The sequence below is a fragment of the Novosphingobium sp. genome (genome assembly GCF_040398825.1).
GTDB lineage: Bacteria > Pseudomonadota > Alphaproteobacteria > Sphingomonadales > Sphingomonadaceae > Novosphingobium.
This window is the reverse complement of the sequence record NZ_JBBATI010000043.1, coordinates 1-13,643: the sequence shown is the minus strand read 5'-3', so window position 1 is coordinate 13,643 and position 13,643 is coordinate 1. Positions and strand designations below refer to the sequence as shown.

Genomic DNA, 13,643 nt, shown 5'->3' with positions numbered 1-13,643 from the left:
AGCGGCGGATGCAGCGGGCGCGGGCCCAGGGTGTGATCGCGCGTGGATGGACCGCAACCTGACAATCAACGATCTGGTCAGCGTGGGCACGCACAACAGTTACAAGACCGCGGTACCCGATGCCGTGCTGGCGCTGGTGCGCGCCGCCGCGCCCGAACGCGCCGATGAAATCGATTATCGCCATCGCCCGCTGTCACAACAGCTGGATGCCGGCGCGCGCCAGATCGAAATCGATGTCTATTACGACCCCGCAGGCGGCCGTTATCTGCAGCCGGCTGCCTTGCGCGCGGCCGGCGTGGCGCTGGACCCGGCGCGCCGCGCGGCGCTGGCCGAACCGGGGTTCAAGGTGATGCATGTTCAGGACCTGGATGTGCTGAGCGCGTGCGTCACCTTGCGCGATTGCCTGGGGACCGTGCGGCGCTGGTCGATCGCGCACCCTGATCATGCGCCGATCCTGCTGATGTTCAATACCAAGGCCGATGCCTCACCCGTGCCCGGCGGGGTGCCCGCGCTGCCGTTCGACACCGCGGCGTTCGATGCGCTGGACCGCGAGGTGCGCGCGGTGTTTCCGCAAAACGCGCTGATCACGCCGGATTCGGTCCAGCGCGGCTATCCCACATTGCGCGATGCGGTGCTGCATGGCGCGTGGCCCACTTTGGGCGCGGCGCGCGGCAAAGTGATGTTTGCGCTGGATGAGGACGCGGCCACGGTCGCGCGCTATCGCGGGCAGCGGCGCGTGCTGGAAGGCCGGGTGTTCTTTATCAACACCGATGAACATTCGCCCGCCGCCGCCTATCTGACGCTCAACGATCCGGTCGCCGACGGGGCGCGGATTCGCAGCGCGGTACAGGCCGGGTTTATCGTGCGCACCCGCGCGGATTCGGGCACGGTGGAGGCGCGCGCCAACGACCCGCGGCGGCGCGATGCGGCGCTGGCATCGGGCGCGCAATATGTGTCCACCGATTATCTGTGGCCCGAACCCCGGCTGCACAACGATTACCAGGTGCGGCTGCCGGGCAATGCCGCCACGCGCTGCAACCCCGTGCGCGGCGCTGCGCGTTGCGCGGGCCAGGCCGTGGAAACCGTGACACCGCCCGACACCGGCTATCTGTCGGCGGAGGATACCCCCGATGGCCTGCGCATCCTGCCGCCGCCGCCACCCGGGGATAGCGCGGTTGCGCGCGCCGATCGTGCGCTGTTTGCCGAAACGCGGCACCTGGCCGGCACGCCGCGCTGGCAGATCGCGATCAATGACGTGCACAGCGACGCGTTTGACCATTTCGCCTGCGCACTGGGCGTGCAATTGACCGACCGCACCGCGCCCATGCTGGCGCGCCTGCTCGATCGGGCCGGTACGGCGGGCGTGGTCGACCCGGTCAAACGCTATTACCAGGCCCGCCGGCCCTATATCGGCACGCACGCGCCGATCTGTCAGCCCCGCACCGCCGCGCTCGCCGCCAATGGCGATTATCCGTCGGGCCACGCGGCAGGCGGGTGGATGGAGGCGCTGGTCCTGGCCGAGCTCGCCCCCGACCGCGCAAGTGCCGTCCTGGCGCGCGGGCGGGCCTTTGGCGAAAGCCGGATGATCTGCGGCGCGCACAGCCGCAGCGCGGTGGAGGCCGGCTGGCTGGCTGGCGCCGCCGCCACTGCCGCGCTGCATGCCAATGCGACGTTCCGCGCCGATCTGGATGCCGCGCGCGCCGAACTGGCGCAGGCGCGCACCACGGCGCCGGCCGCCGATGCCGCCACGTGCCGCGCCGAAGCGGCCGCGCTTATGCCGCGCCCGGTGACACGCCGCCGGCGCTGACGATATGCGCCTCTGCCGCGGTCGCCTCGACGATCAGCACGCGCAGGGCCTTGGCCATATCCGCCAGCAGCCCCGCGCTCAGCGGGCGTTCGCCATTGATAAACCGCCGCAGCGCGCGTTCGTCGATATCCAGCCGCCGCGACGACGCGGTGACCCCGCCCAGCACCTGAATGCAATGCGCAAAGTGGTCGCGCATGTCGGGAGTAGGGGTTTGTTCGTTCATTGCTCTCTCTTTCCTTACCGCACGCGCGCTTCGACGCTGATGCGCAGGGCATCGTGGCGCCAGTATTCGCGATCAAATTCCACCACGCGGCCTTGCGCATCATAACTCGTGCGCACCACGTTCAGCCCGGGCAGGCCGGGTTTCAGCCGCAGCGCGGCGGCCTCTCGCCCCGTCAGCGCGCAGGGCTGCATTTCCACCTTGTTGCGCGTGACCGACAATCCATAGTGTGATTTCAGGATGCTGGTCAGCGATTGATCAAACGAAAACCGCAACAGATCGGGCGCCAGCGCGACATCGACGACGATATATTCGAACAATACCGGGCGGTCATCGATATAGCGCCGGCGGCGGATCAGGTACAGCGGCGCGCCGCGCGGGCGGTCAAACACCCCGGCCAGCAGCGTGTCGGCGGCGATTTCGGTGGCGTCGAGCGTTTCGGTCGCGGGCACCCGCCCCTGCGCCTCGACATACGAGATAAACCCCTCCCACCGCGTGGGATCATAGACGATCGGCGCGGGCGACACATACCAGCCGCTGCGATCCTTGCGATAGATCAGCCCTTCGGCCTCCAGCTGGGCCAGCCCTTCGCGAATCGTGCCGCGGGCAATGCGGATCGACGCCTGCAGCGCGCGTTCGGACGGCAGCCGGTCGCCCGGGCGCAGATCACCCGCAGCGATCCGTGCCGCGATCGTATCGCGCAGTTCCAGGTAATGCAGACCATCGGCCAGCACGACGGACGGATCATTCGGCGGTGGTGTCAGCAACATATCCCGTCTCGTCGTGCTCAGATGGTATGACCGCGCGTGCATTGCGCGTGTCGGCCCAGCGCGCGCGGGTTTCACGAAACCTTCGCCGAACGTCGATATACCCGAAAACATGACACGCGGGAGGGGTAACGACAACCATTTCGCACAGCAAGGTACCAGCATCGCCCAAGGGCCTGGGTATAATTTGGTATATACCAAACGCATATGAGTGACAGGGGCGATGCGCGCGCAGCAGCCTGCCATACGAAAATATCCCACGGCAATTCGATCTGTCCGGCTTTGTCACAGAGATGTCGCCGCAATCTGCTTAACCCCACTGGTACATACCAATTTCCGGGGGTCCTTCATGACACAGCCTATTCCGGTCCGGGCCATGCGCCCCGACCACAAGAGCATTTTGCTGGCCACGGTGGCAGCGGTGATCGCCGGCGCCAGCCCGATGGCGGCTTTGGCCGAACAGGTTCCGGCCGACCAGTCGGCAGCCCCGCCGCCCGCTGCGCCCGATCCCGACGCGATTGTCGTCAGCGGCTTTCAGCGATCGCTGGAAGAGGCGCGCCGGCTCAAGAAAATCTCGAACATTCAGCTCGATGTGATCGTTGCCGAAGACATGGCAAAGTTCCCGGAACTGAACCTGGCCGAATCGCTGCAGCGCCTGCCCGGCGTGCAGATCACCCGCGAGGCCGGCGAAGGTCGCCGCATTTCGCTGCGCGGGCTGGGTTCGGATTTCGCGCGTGTGCAGCTGAACGGCATGGAAGTGCTGGGCAACGTTGATTCGGCGCAGGACAGCCGCGGCCAGCGCAGCCGCGACCGTTCGTTCGATTTCAACATCTTCGCTTCGGAACTGTTTTCCAAAGCGCAGATCGAAAAGACCTATGAAGCCGCGCAGAACGAAGGCGGCATGGCCGGCACGGTCGGGCTGTTCACGGGCAAACCGTTCGAATATGGCCTTGGCTTCAAGGGCGCAGTGTCGGCCAAGCTTGGCACCAACCAGTACACCAAGGACGCGCAGCCGCGCCTGGTCGCGCTGTTCAGCCAGAACTGGAACAACAATTTCGGCATCGCGGTGTCGGCCACCTACAGCAAGCGCAAGACCACCGAGCAGGGGCACAACACCTACAACTATACCCAGCCCAGCGCCGGGGACATGCATGACCTGGTCGCTGGTGGCCTTGACATCTCGCACCTGAGCGCCGCGCAACAGGCCAAGTTCCTGTCAGGCGACCTGTACTTTGCCGATGGCAACCGGGTTTCATCCTGGGACGCACGGCAGGAACGCCTGGGCCTGACCGGGGCAATCCAGTGGCGTCCGGCCAGCAACCTGCTGCTGACGGTCGATCTGCTGCACAGCCAGTTCACCACGCATCGCGACGAATTGCACCTGGCCACCCGCCCGATCAACGGCGCCGGATCAACCACGCTCGACACCGCCGCCGGCAGCCCATGGCCGGCAAATTTCCAGTCCGCGTCGGTGGTTAACGCGCTGACCTATGACAACAACGGTTATGTCACGTCGTCGAATGTCAGCAATGTCACGTTCGGCAGCGAACATCGCCGCGAGCTGAACAAGAACAACTTCAACCAGGGTGCCTTGACCTTCAAGTGGGACGCAACCGACAAGCTGTCGGTCGACGGGCATTTTGGCGCGGAAACGTCGAAGTACGACACCCCCTATGACGACAAGCTCTATATGCGCGCGCGGGGCAACCTGATCGCCAATTATGGCAGCGATGGGCGTTCGGCCTCGTTCTCTTATCCCGGAACGAACCTGACCGACCCGTCGATCTATACCATGGACGATTTTTACTACCGGTCGTTCTATAACCAATCAAAACTGACCGAAGGCGTGCTGAACCTGCACTACAAGGTCAACGACGTGTTCACGGTGCGCGCCGGCGCCGCCTATCACCGCTTTTCGCAAAGCGGTGCCAACTATTTCTACGATGGTGGTGATAATGGCACCAAGCACACAACGCGCGGCACCTCGGTTGCCGACATCACCGATGTCTTTTCCAATGCCTCTGGATCGTGGCTGATCGGCAATTACGATCGCGCCTTTGCCAAGTATCATGAATACCATCGCCTGGCGCCCAAGCCCGATGGCACCGGCGGCGCGCTGGTGGATATCGAACAGGTCTATACCACCACCGAAGAAACCGAATCCGGCTACGCCCAGCTCGATTGGGATACCACGCTGTTCGGCAAGCATTTCCGCGGCAACGCGGGCCTGCGCGGGTATCACACTGATACCCACAGCCAGGGCTGGATCCAGGGCAGCAGCTATGCCTATCTCGGCACGGCCGATGTGCATGGCCACTATTCGGGTGTGCTGCCCGCGCTCAACACCGTGCTGGAACTCGATTCCGAGACGCTGCTGCGGTTTGCCGCGACGAAAAACCTCAACCGCCCCTCGCTGGATTCGATCAAGGCGCTGGGCACAGCCTCGCTCGACCCCAATGTCGCGTGCGACTTCACCAAACCTGCCGACAAGAACAACTGCTACATTTCGGTCTCGCTCGGCAATCCCAACCTGAAACCGTTCACCGACAACACGCTCGACTTTGCGATCGAGCATTATTTCGGCAAAGTCGGCTTGCTGTCGGCCGGCGTGTTCCAGAAATGGGTCACCAACTTCGTTCAGGGACGGACCCTGCATGGCCTGACGTTCAGCCAGGTCGGCGTGCCGGCCAGCTCGGTCACCGGCGCCAGCAGCAGCACGAACATCACCGACATTTCGCAGCCCTACAATGTGGCTGGCACCAAATCGATCACCGGACTGGAACTGGCAGGGCAAAGCCAGTTGTCGTTCCTGCCCAAGCCGTTTGACAAGCTGGGGGTGCAGGCGAACTTCACTTATATTCACCTCCCTTCGGATCTGACCGGGATTTCGCCGGTCAACTACAACGCCACGGTCTATTACGAAACCAGGGTGTGGGGCGCGCGCGTGTCGATGAGCCATCGCGACCGCTGGTACAGCGGCAAATCTTCGGACCCGATGAGCGCGGATACACGCGGGTTTGAAGGATCGACCTATTTCGATGCCGCCGCGTTCTGGAACATCACGCCAAAGTTCCAGTTCACGGTCGATGCGATCAACCTGACCAACCAGAAAGACACCCAGTTCTGGGGCCAGGCCCGCTATCTGTACAACCAGAACCAAAGCGGCACGACCTATCTGGCCGGGCTCAGCTACAAGTTCTAAGACGGCTAAATCCCTGACCCCGCCCCCCTCCACCGCTGGTGGAGGGGGGCGGGGGCGCCATTATTCGCCCGGCCCGACCTTTATGATCGTCTCAAACCGCCACCGGTTCATCTTTGCGGCGGTGCCAAAGACCGGCACCCACGCCGTGCGGCAGGCCTTGCGCGAACATATGGCCGAAGACGATGCCGAACAGGTCGGGCTGTTTGTCAACCGCCGGTTCCCGTGGGCCGATCTGGCGGCGATCCAGCATGGCCACCTGGCGCTGCGGCAGGTGCGGCCGCATCTGGGCACGGAGGCGTTTACCGGCTATCTGAAATTCGCGTTTGTGCGCAATCCGTTCGACCGGTTTGTATCCTATTGCGCGTTCATGCTGCGCGGGGGCGATCTGTTTCAGCAGCGCCCGCGCGAGATCATGCACCACATGCTGTTCGTCGATCCGCCCGAGGGCCATGTGCTGTTTCAACCGCAATCGGCACAGCTGGTGGATGACGACGGCACCACGCTGTTGACCGACATGGTCGGCCGGGTGGAACACATGCAGGCATCGTATGATGCGATCTGCGCGCGCATCGGCATTCCAACGCGTGCGCTGGACCGCGTCAACGGCACGCGCCACGACGATTACCGCCGCTATTACACCCCGGCGCTGATCGATGCGGTGGCCGCGCGTTACGCCCAGGATCTTGATCTGTTCGGCTACAGCTTTGACGGCGTGCGATGAGCGCCCCCGCCGCCAACCCGCGCAAGACCCCCACGGTGCGCGCGCTGGGGCAAATTGATGTCTCCGCGCTGCAGGCCGCTGTGCGCGCCATCCCGGAAGCGGTGTGGGACGCCGAAAACGCGCGCAAGCCCAACAAGTTCGATGTGCTGGGCGGCACGCGCCATATCGTGTTCCGGTTTATCGACAGCCCGGTAGATTGGCGCGGATCGTATGATTGCCCGCCCTGGGCGGCCGCACGCGCGCTGCTGGAACCGGTCATGGCGCACGCGGTTCATGGTTATGGTTATGCACGCGGGGTGTTTCCGCGCGTGATGCTCGCGCGGATGCCGGTGGGCGGGGTGATCCAGCCGCATATCGATGCCAACCCGGCGGCAAAATGGCCGCACAAAATCCACGTGCCGATCCTGACCAACGCCCAAGTGGTGTGCCATTTCGGCGACGCAGACCACCATTTTGCGGTGGGCGAGGCGGTGGAGGTCAACAATCTGGGCCCGCACTGGGTGCGCAACCAGGGTGACAGCGACCGCGTGCACCTGATTTTCGAATACTATGACGCCGATCAGCCCGACCCCGACTGGCTGGCGCCGCTGCTGGCCGGGCGCGCGCCTTGACGCCCGTAAACCGCGACGCACTGCTGGCGTCAGCGCAGGACCTGCGCGCGCAACAGCGCGTGCATGACGCGCTGGCGATGCTGGCCCGGCTGGAGGCCGAACATCCCCGTTTCAGCCGGCTGTACCAGGAGCGCGGCCATTGCCACATCCAGCTGCGCGATGCCTCCGCCGCGATCGCCGCGCTGGCCCAGGCGGTGCGGCTGAACCCCACGCTGCCGGCCAGCTGGGACATGCTGGAGCAGTTGTACCGCATGCTGGGCGAAACAGCGCAGGCCGCGATCGCCGCGCAAAATCTGGCAATGCTGCAACAGCTTCCGCGCGAAGTGGTCATGGCCAATTGCCTGCATGCCGATGGCGACCTGGGCCCGGCGGAACAGGTCATCCGCGATTACCTGGCCCGCGACCCCGGCAATGCCGGCGCCGCGCGGCTGCTGGCGCGCATCTGCGCTGATCGCGGTGCCCAGGCAGAGGCGGAAGTCGTGCTGGCCGGGCTGTTGGCGCGTGCACCCGATTATCATGCCGCGCGGGCCAACTATGGCATGGCGCTGTTGAGCCAGCAAAAACATTGGCCCGCGCGCCAGCAGGCGGAAATGCTGCTGGCGCACGATCCCGACGCCCGTGAATACCTGAAGCTCTATGCCTCAGCCTGCATCGGGCTGGGCGATTTCGAACCGGTGATCGATGTGACTGCGCGGCTGCTGGCCGGGGCGGCGTCGGGCGGCGAAGCGGCCGAATTGCGCGTATGGCGCGCCAACGCGCTGAAAGTGACCGGGCGCCAGGCAGAGGCGATCGCCGAATACCGCGCCGCGCTGGTGGCGCAACCGGATTATGGCGTGGCGTGGTTCAGCCTGGCCAATCTGAAAACCTGCCGCCTTGGCCCGGATGACATCAGCGCGATGACGGCGGCGCTGGCGCGCGCCGATCTGGCCGATATGGACCGCATCTATCTGAACTTTGCGCTGGCCAAGGCGCATGAGGACGCGGGCGACCATGCCGCCGCGTGGCAAGGCTATGCGCGCGGCAATGCCCTGCGCCATGCCGCTGTCCGTTATCGCCCGGCAGCGGCGGAGGCGGCGGTGGAGCGGCTGAAACGCGCGTTCACGCCTGCGGCCTTTGACGCGCGCGCCGGTTGGGGCGGCGATGATCCGGCGCCGATCTTCATCGTCGGGCTGCCGCGTTCGGGTTCCACCCTGATCGAACAGATCCTGGCATCGCATTCCCAAGTGGAGGGTACGCAGGAACTGACCGAAATCGGGCGCTATGCGGGCGATCTGTGCGGGCTGGATGCCGCTTGCGGATTGCCATTGCGGCCAGAGGCGCTGTTGCGGCTGTCAGCGCGGGACATTGCCGCGCTGGGGGCGCGCTTCATCGCTGAAACACGGGTCTATCGGCAACTGGGCCGGCCGCGTTTCATCGACAAGATGCCCAACAATTTCTGGCACATCGGACTGATCCACCTGATCGCGCCACGATCGGTGATCATCGATGTGCGGCGCGATCCGATGGCCTGTGGTTTCAGCAATTTCAAACAGCTGTTCGGCACCACCACCCAGGAATTTTCCTATTCGCTGGATGAACTGGCACGGCACACCCGCGCCTATCACGATCTGATGCGGCACTGGCATCGGGTCTTGCCGGGGCGAGTGCTGACGGTCCATTACGAAGACGTGGTGAACGATCTGGAATTGGGAGTGCGGCGCATGCTGGACCATTGTGGCCTGCCGTTTGAACCGGCGTGTTTGCGCTTTCACGAAACCCGGCGCAGCATTCGCACGCCCAGTTCCGAACAAGTGCGCCAGCCGATCACCCGCGCCGGCCTGGACGAATGGCAGCACTATGCCGAATGGCTGGCGCCGCTGCGGACAATGCTGGGCGACGCCGTGGCCAGGCGGGATTAAGCGCATGAAGCTGCCACAACCCTTTTACCAGCTGCCGGTGCTGTTCGATGTCGCCCGGCTGCAGGATGAAGTCGCCGGCCTGCCCGATGCGGCCTGGTCGCCGCACCCCGATGGCATTCCCGGCAACAGCGCGGTGCGGCTGATCACCGTCGATGGTGCCGAAACCGATGCCCACCACGGGCAAATGCTGCCCACCCGCTGGCTGACCGCGATGCCCTATCTGTGCCAGGTGCTGGCCGGATTTGGCGTGGTGTGGAGCCGATCGCGGCTGATGCGGCTGGCGCCCGGCGTGGGCGTGCCCGAACATGCCGATATGAACCACCACTGGCACACGCGCGTGCGCATGCACATCCCGGTGTTTACCCGGCCCGAAGTGCGCTTTCACTGCGACGGGCAGGTTGTGCACATGGCCGCGGGCGAGGCGTGGATTTTTGACAACTGGCGCCGCCACCATGTTGAAAACCCTGCCGATGCCGACCGCATTCACCTGGTCGCCGACACCACCGGCACCGCCGCGTTCTGGCAATTCGCCTGTGGCGAACCGCCGCCGCGCGCACAATGGCCCACCGTGCGGTGGGACCCGGCCGCACGCCCGCAATTGCTGACCGAACGTGACCAGCGATCACCCGTGATGCCCCCGGCCGAAGTGCAATTGCTGGTGGACGATCTGCGTGCCGAACTGGTTGCCGGCGATGGCTCTGCCGACAGCGGCGCGCGCGCCACCCGGCTGTCACTGATGCTGCAGAATTTTGTGCAGGACTGGCGCCAGTTGTGCGCACTGCACGGCACCGATGGCCGCGCCGCACCGGCGTTTCGCGGGCTGGCCGGCGCGCTGCATGATGCCGCCGCCCCGCTCGCCCAGGGCGTGGCGATGCGCACCAATGGCGCCGCGGCCATATTGGTGCTGGAAAACCGCGTGCTGAAACACCTGGTGGTCGAACCCGGCGCTGGCTGAGCCCAAAAGCCCCTTCCCTGGACAGGAGGGGGAGCGAGTTCGCATCAATGCAGTTTCAGCTTTGGCCGCACGATCTGGTTGACATGGCCGATCACGATCAGCGCGACGCCGCGCCACCAGCCGTGGATGGCGATCAGGTGCATGCGGTACAGCGACATATAGACCGTGCGCGCGATCCACCCTTCCACGCGCATGCGCCCGCCGACCAGGTTGCCCATCAGGCTGCCCACGGTGGAAAACCGGCTGAGCGACACCAACGATCCGTGGTCGTGATAGACGAAATCGCGCAACGGTGCGCCCGCCTGCGCGCGTACCAGGTTGGCAAACACCAGGCTGGCCATCTGGTGCGCCGATTGCGCACGCGGCGGGATTGGCCGGTCGCGCCCGGGCAACAGGCACGATGCGCAATCACCCAACGCATAGATACGGTCATCGCTGGCGGATTGCAGCGTCGGCCGCACCACGATCTGGTTCCCGCGCGTCAGTTCCAGATCGCCCATGGTACGGATTTCGTCGGCACCTTTTACCCCCGCCGCCCACACGATCAGATCGGCATCAATCACGCTGCCGGTGCCGGTGTGCACCGCATGTTCGGACAGGCTGACGACCTGGGTGTTGTCGAGCACGCGCACGCCCAGCTTTTGCAATTCGTGCTTGGCGGTCGCGGCCAGCGCCTCATCCAATGCGGGCAGGATGCGCGGGCCGGCCTCGATCAGCGACACCTCCAGCTTGGTTTCGTCAAACACTTCCAGCCCGTAATTGCGCAAGGCTTTGGCAGCGTTGTACAATTCTGCCGCCAGTTCCACCCCGGTGGCGCCACCGCCAACAATGCTGACCCGCACGCGCGCGTCGGAATTGCCGGTTTCGTGCGCATGGTTGGTGCGCAGGCAGGCGTTCAACAGCTTTTGGCGAAAACGGTCGGCCTGCGGCCGGTCCTCCAGAAACATCGCGTGTTCACGCACGCCGGGCACGCCGAAATCGTTGGAAATGCCGCCGATCGCCATCACCAGGTAATCAAAGCGGATGGTGTGGCGGCCGATCACCTCCTGCCCGCGTTCATCGTTCAGCGGCGCGGTGGTGATGGTGCGCGCGACCCGGTCGATGCTTTCGATGCTGCCGTTGAAAAACCGGTAGCCCCACCGCACCGCATGCCCGCCATAGCCCACTTCATCCAGGTTGGCATCGAGCGAGCCAGCCGCGACCTCATGCAGCAAGGGTTTCCAGATATGCGTCAGGTTGCGGTCAATCAGAATGATATCATGCGCCTTGCGCCCGTACCGCGCGCCCAGCTTGCGCACCAGTTCCAGCCCGCCCGCACCCCCGCCAGCCACAACAATCTGCGTCTTCTGCTGGCTCACGCGCCATTCCCCCCATTCGCGCAGGTCCACTGCGTCAGCCACTCATGCCACACTTGCGCGAATGAACTCAAGCCAATGGGGATTGTGGTGGCTGCGGCGCTTCGCTCAACCCCTCCTCGCAAGCAGACATTACGCCTGAGCGCCGGATTCCGGCAGCGCATAGGCGGCGATTTCCACGCCACGATCAGCTTTGACGCCCCAGGCCAGGAATTGTGCGCCATTCAGATGCGCGTGGGCAGGATTGGTGCAGTTAAGCCAGATCGTTGACCAGAATCCCCCGGCCTGCCCGCTGCGACGACCGCGCGATTGCAATTCCACGCGGGTGCCATCGTTCAATTCCAGCAGATAGCGCGCCTCGATGCCGATGGTGCCGTCTGGCCCAAGCGTCTGCCAGTCGGTCCCGCCGGGCAGAATCACGCCCGCGATGGCACCCGACACCCGCCCGCCGGTGATGCTGACCAGCCGCACCGGACCGCCGCTGACCGGGTCAAGCGCTTCGGGCGGGCGGACTTCGACTTCCAGCCGGAACGCAGGCTGCGCGCCAAACGGGGTCATGCCGGTTGCCGTGCGACTTTGGCGCCGGCCGGAACCGTGCGCGGCGCGGCATTCAGGCTTTCCCTGGCGAAGCCGGCAGCCTGTTGATAGGCCAGCATGAAGCGGGCACGTTCCTCGGCGGGGATGACATCGTCGATGTTATCAAATTCCCCGCCGCAGCGTTCTTCGACCATGCGCAGCAGGCCGAACGGGCCGGCACCGCGGTTGCGCAGGGCCAGTTGGCCGATCGGGCCGCACAATTCCTGATCATAGGCGTGCAGCGCCGCCGGGGTGGCGCCGCGTTCGACCATGATGCGGCCCAGCGTGCGGGCATCGATGATCGCCTGCGATGCGCCGTTCGATCCGGTGGGATACATGGCGTGGGCAGCATCGCCGATCAGCGCGACCGGGCCATCGACCCAGGTCGGCAGCGGATCGCGGTCGATCATCGGGTTTTCATAGGCGACCTCGGTCTTGGCCAGCAGCGCCGGCAGATCGAGCCAGTCGTAGACGAAGCCATCGAACAGATGGGCAAAGTCTTCGCGCCCGACCGGGCGAAACCAGCCCGATTTCTGCCAGTCATGATCGGTATCGAACGAATGTTCGGCGATCCAGTTGATGTCGGCCAGGCCATCGGCATCGGGATGCGAAATCGGGTATAGCACGACCCGGTGCCGATCGGCGCCCAGCCCGACGAACGACGAACCGGTGCGGATGGGCACGCCCTTTGCCGTGCCGCGCCACATGATCGTGCCACCCCAATGGATCGGCGGCTGATCGGGATGCATCTGCGCGCGCACGGCGGAATGAATGCCATCCGCGCCGAACAGCAGCGAACCGCGCACTTCGCTCTGGGTGCCATCCGCCGCGGTGATCAACGCCGTAACGCCGCCGGCTTCCTGGCGATAACCGGTAACCTTGTGCCCCAGCACCAGCGCGTCAGCACCCAGTCTTTCCATGACCTTGCGCGCCAGCAACAGATGGAACTGGCCGCGATGGACCGCATATTGGTGCCAGTGATAGCCGGCCAGCTTGCCACGCGGCTCGCTGTAGATTTCCTTGCCGTTCAGCCCGACCAGCGCCCATTCGCGCGCCGGCCGGCCGGTTTCGTCCAGCTCTGCCTCACCAATCCCCAGATCGGCCAGTTCGCGCACCGCGTTGGGCTGAAGATTGATCCCGACCCCCAGCGGCGCCAGCGCGCCCACGCCCTCGTAAACAACGCAAGGCACGCCGATCTCGTGCAGCGTGAGCGCCAGCGTCAGCCCCGCGATGCCGCCCCCGGCAATAATCACCCTGTCGTCGGTCATGCTTTGCCCCCTGCCTTGCGCGCCCCCCTACAGCCCGCGAGGAGCGCCGACAATCGTCCAGAGCGTGGAACAGGAATGGTCTGGCGAGGAAGCACCGCCTCCGCGCCGCGCAACACAAAGACTCAGATGCCTTGGGGAGGTCCGGTCGGACTTAGCGACAACGACCGCACCCATCGACAACTGGAGCGGGCAAAGGGATTCGAACCGCCCAGCGGAGCGGCTTGCCGCGCAGCGCAACAAAGACTCAGAGGGTTCCAAGAGGC

Annotated in this window: 11 protein-coding genes; 6 read left to right on the top strand and 5 right to left on the bottom strand. The window is 65.0% G+C overall.

Annotation, left to right across the window (positions count from 1 at the left end; all coding sequences use genetic code 11):
- Positions 1-46: 46 nt before the first annotated feature.
- Entirely contained in the window at positions 47-1,807 is a 1,761-nt protein-coding gene (locus ABWP89_RS16505; RefSeq protein ID WP_353230671.1) for a Ca2+-dependent phosphoinositide-specific phospholipase C, read from the top strand.
- Here ABWP89_RS16505 and ABWP89_RS16500 read toward each other — a convergent pair.
- Together ABWP89_RS16500 and ABWP89_RS16495 are read right to left on the bottom strand one after the other, a co-directional pair.
- The gene (locus ABWP89_RS16500) at positions 1,773-2,030 is read right to left on the bottom strand and encodes a helix-turn-helix domain-containing protein (RefSeq protein WP_353230669.1); all 258 of its coding nucleotides are present in this window, start codon (positions 2,028-2,030) and stop codon (positions 1,773-1,775) included. The genes ABWP89_RS16505 and ABWP89_RS16500 overlap by 35 nt on opposite strands.
- A gap of 14 nt (positions 2,031-2,044) precedes the next feature.
- The gene (locus ABWP89_RS16495; RefSeq protein WP_353230668.1) at positions 2,045-2,797 is read right to left on the bottom strand and encodes a UTRA domain-containing protein; all 753 of its coding nucleotides are present in this window, start codon (positions 2,795-2,797) and stop codon (positions 2,045-2,047) included.
- A 346-nt stretch (positions 2,798-3,143) separates the two neighbouring features.
- Between ABWP89_RS16495 and ABWP89_RS16490 the strand changes: the two genes are divergently transcribed.
- The 5 genes from ABWP89_RS16490 to ABWP89_RS16470 all read left to right on the top strand — a co-directional run bounded on the left by ABWP89_RS16490 (position 3,144) and on the right by ABWP89_RS16470 (position 10,181).
- The gene (locus ABWP89_RS16490) at positions 3,144-5,996 is read left to right on the top strand and encodes a TonB-dependent receptor (protein ID WP_353230667.1); all 2,853 of its coding nucleotides are present in this window, start codon (positions 3,144-3,146) and stop codon (positions 5,994-5,996) included.
- An 82-nt stretch (positions 5,997-6,078) separates the two neighbouring features.
- A complete protein-coding gene (locus tag ABWP89_RS16485) occupies positions 6,079-6,717 on the top strand; it encodes a sulfotransferase family 2 domain-containing protein (protein ID WP_353230665.1) in 639 nt (212 codons plus the stop codon).
- On the top strand, positions 6,714-7,328 hold the full coding sequence (locus ABWP89_RS16480) for an aspartyl/asparaginyl beta-hydroxylase domain-containing protein (RefSeq protein ID WP_353230663.1): 615 nt from the start codon (positions 6,714-6,716) through the stop codon (positions 7,326-7,328). Before ABWP89_RS16485 ends, ABWP89_RS16480 begins: the two co-directional genes overlap by 4 nt.
- Positions 7,325-9,226, top strand: a complete 1,902-nt coding sequence (locus tag ABWP89_RS16475; RefSeq protein WP_353230662.1) for a tetratricopeptide repeat-containing sulfotransferase family protein — start codon at positions 7,325-7,327, stop codon at positions 9,224-9,226. Before ABWP89_RS16480 ends, ABWP89_RS16475 begins: the two co-directional genes overlap by 4 nt.
- A gap of 4 nt (positions 9,227-9,230) precedes the next feature.
- Entirely contained in the window at positions 9,231-10,181 is a 951-nt protein-coding gene (locus ABWP89_RS16470; protein ID WP_353230661.1) for an aspartyl/asparaginyl beta-hydroxylase domain-containing protein, read from the top strand.
- 44 nt (positions 10,182-10,225) lie between these two features.
- Here the strand turns inward: ABWP89_RS16470 and ABWP89_RS16465 are convergent, their stop codons facing one another.
- The 3 genes from ABWP89_RS16465 to ABWP89_RS16455 all read right to left on the bottom strand — a co-directional run bounded on the left by ABWP89_RS16465 (position 10,226) and on the right by ABWP89_RS16455 (position 13,380).
- A complete protein-coding gene (locus ABWP89_RS16465; RefSeq protein ID WP_353230659.1) occupies positions 10,226-11,539 on the bottom strand; it encodes an NAD(P)/FAD-dependent oxidoreductase in 1,314 nt (437 codons plus the stop codon).
- Positions 11,540-11,668: 129 nt separating this feature from the next.
- On the bottom strand, positions 11,669-12,094 hold the full coding sequence (locus ABWP89_RS16460) for a DUF3237 domain-containing protein (protein ID WP_353230658.1): 426 nt from the start codon (positions 12,092-12,094) through the stop codon (positions 11,669-11,671).
- Positions 12,091-13,380, bottom strand: coding sequence for a flavin-dependent oxidoreductase (locus tag ABWP89_RS16455; protein ID WP_353230656.1), 1,290 nt, complete (start codon positions 13,378-13,380; stop codon positions 12,091-12,093). Before ABWP89_RS16455 ends, ABWP89_RS16460 begins: the two co-directional genes overlap by 4 nt.
- Positions 13,381-13,643: the final 263 nt, after the last annotated feature.

What these genes read in the sequence shown, in the direction of transcription:
- ABWP89_RS16490 (WP_353230667.1), top strand. Translation starts at nt 3,144, where the DNA reads ATGACACAGCCTATTCCGGTCCGGGCCATGCGCCCCGACCACAAGAGC.
- ABWP89_RS16480 (WP_353230663.1), top strand. Translation starts at nt 6,714, where the DNA reads ATGAGCGCCCCCGCCGCCAACCCGCGCAAGACCCCCACGGTGCGCGCG.
- ABWP89_RS16495 (WP_353230668.1), bottom strand. Translation starts at nt 2,797, where the DNA reads ATGTTGCTGACACCACCGCCGAATGATCCGTCCGTCGTGCTGGCCGAT.
- ABWP89_RS16455 (WP_353230656.1), bottom strand. Translation starts at nt 13,380, where the DNA reads ATGACCGACGACAGGGTGATTATTGCCGGGGGCGGCATCGCGGGGCTG.
- ABWP89_RS16485 (WP_353230665.1), top strand. Translation starts at nt 6,079, where the DNA reads ATGATCGTCTCAAACCGCCACCGGTTCATCTTTGCGGCGGTGCCAAAG.
- ABWP89_RS16470 (WP_353230661.1), top strand. Translation starts at nt 9,231, where the DNA reads ATGAAGCTGCCACAACCCTTTTACCAGCTGCCGGTGCTGTTCGATGTC.
- ABWP89_RS16505 (WP_353230671.1), top strand. Translation starts at nt 47, where the DNA reads ATGGACCGCAACCTGACAATCAACGATCTGGTCAGCGTGGGCACGCAC.
- ABWP89_RS16460 (WP_353230658.1), bottom strand. Translation starts at nt 12,094, where the DNA reads ATGACCCCGTTTGGCGCGCAGCCTGCGTTCCGGCTGGAAGTCGAAGTC.
- ABWP89_RS16500 (WP_353230669.1), bottom strand. Translation starts at nt 2,030, where the DNA reads ATGAACGAACAAACCCCTACTCCCGACATGCGCGACCACTTTGCGCAT.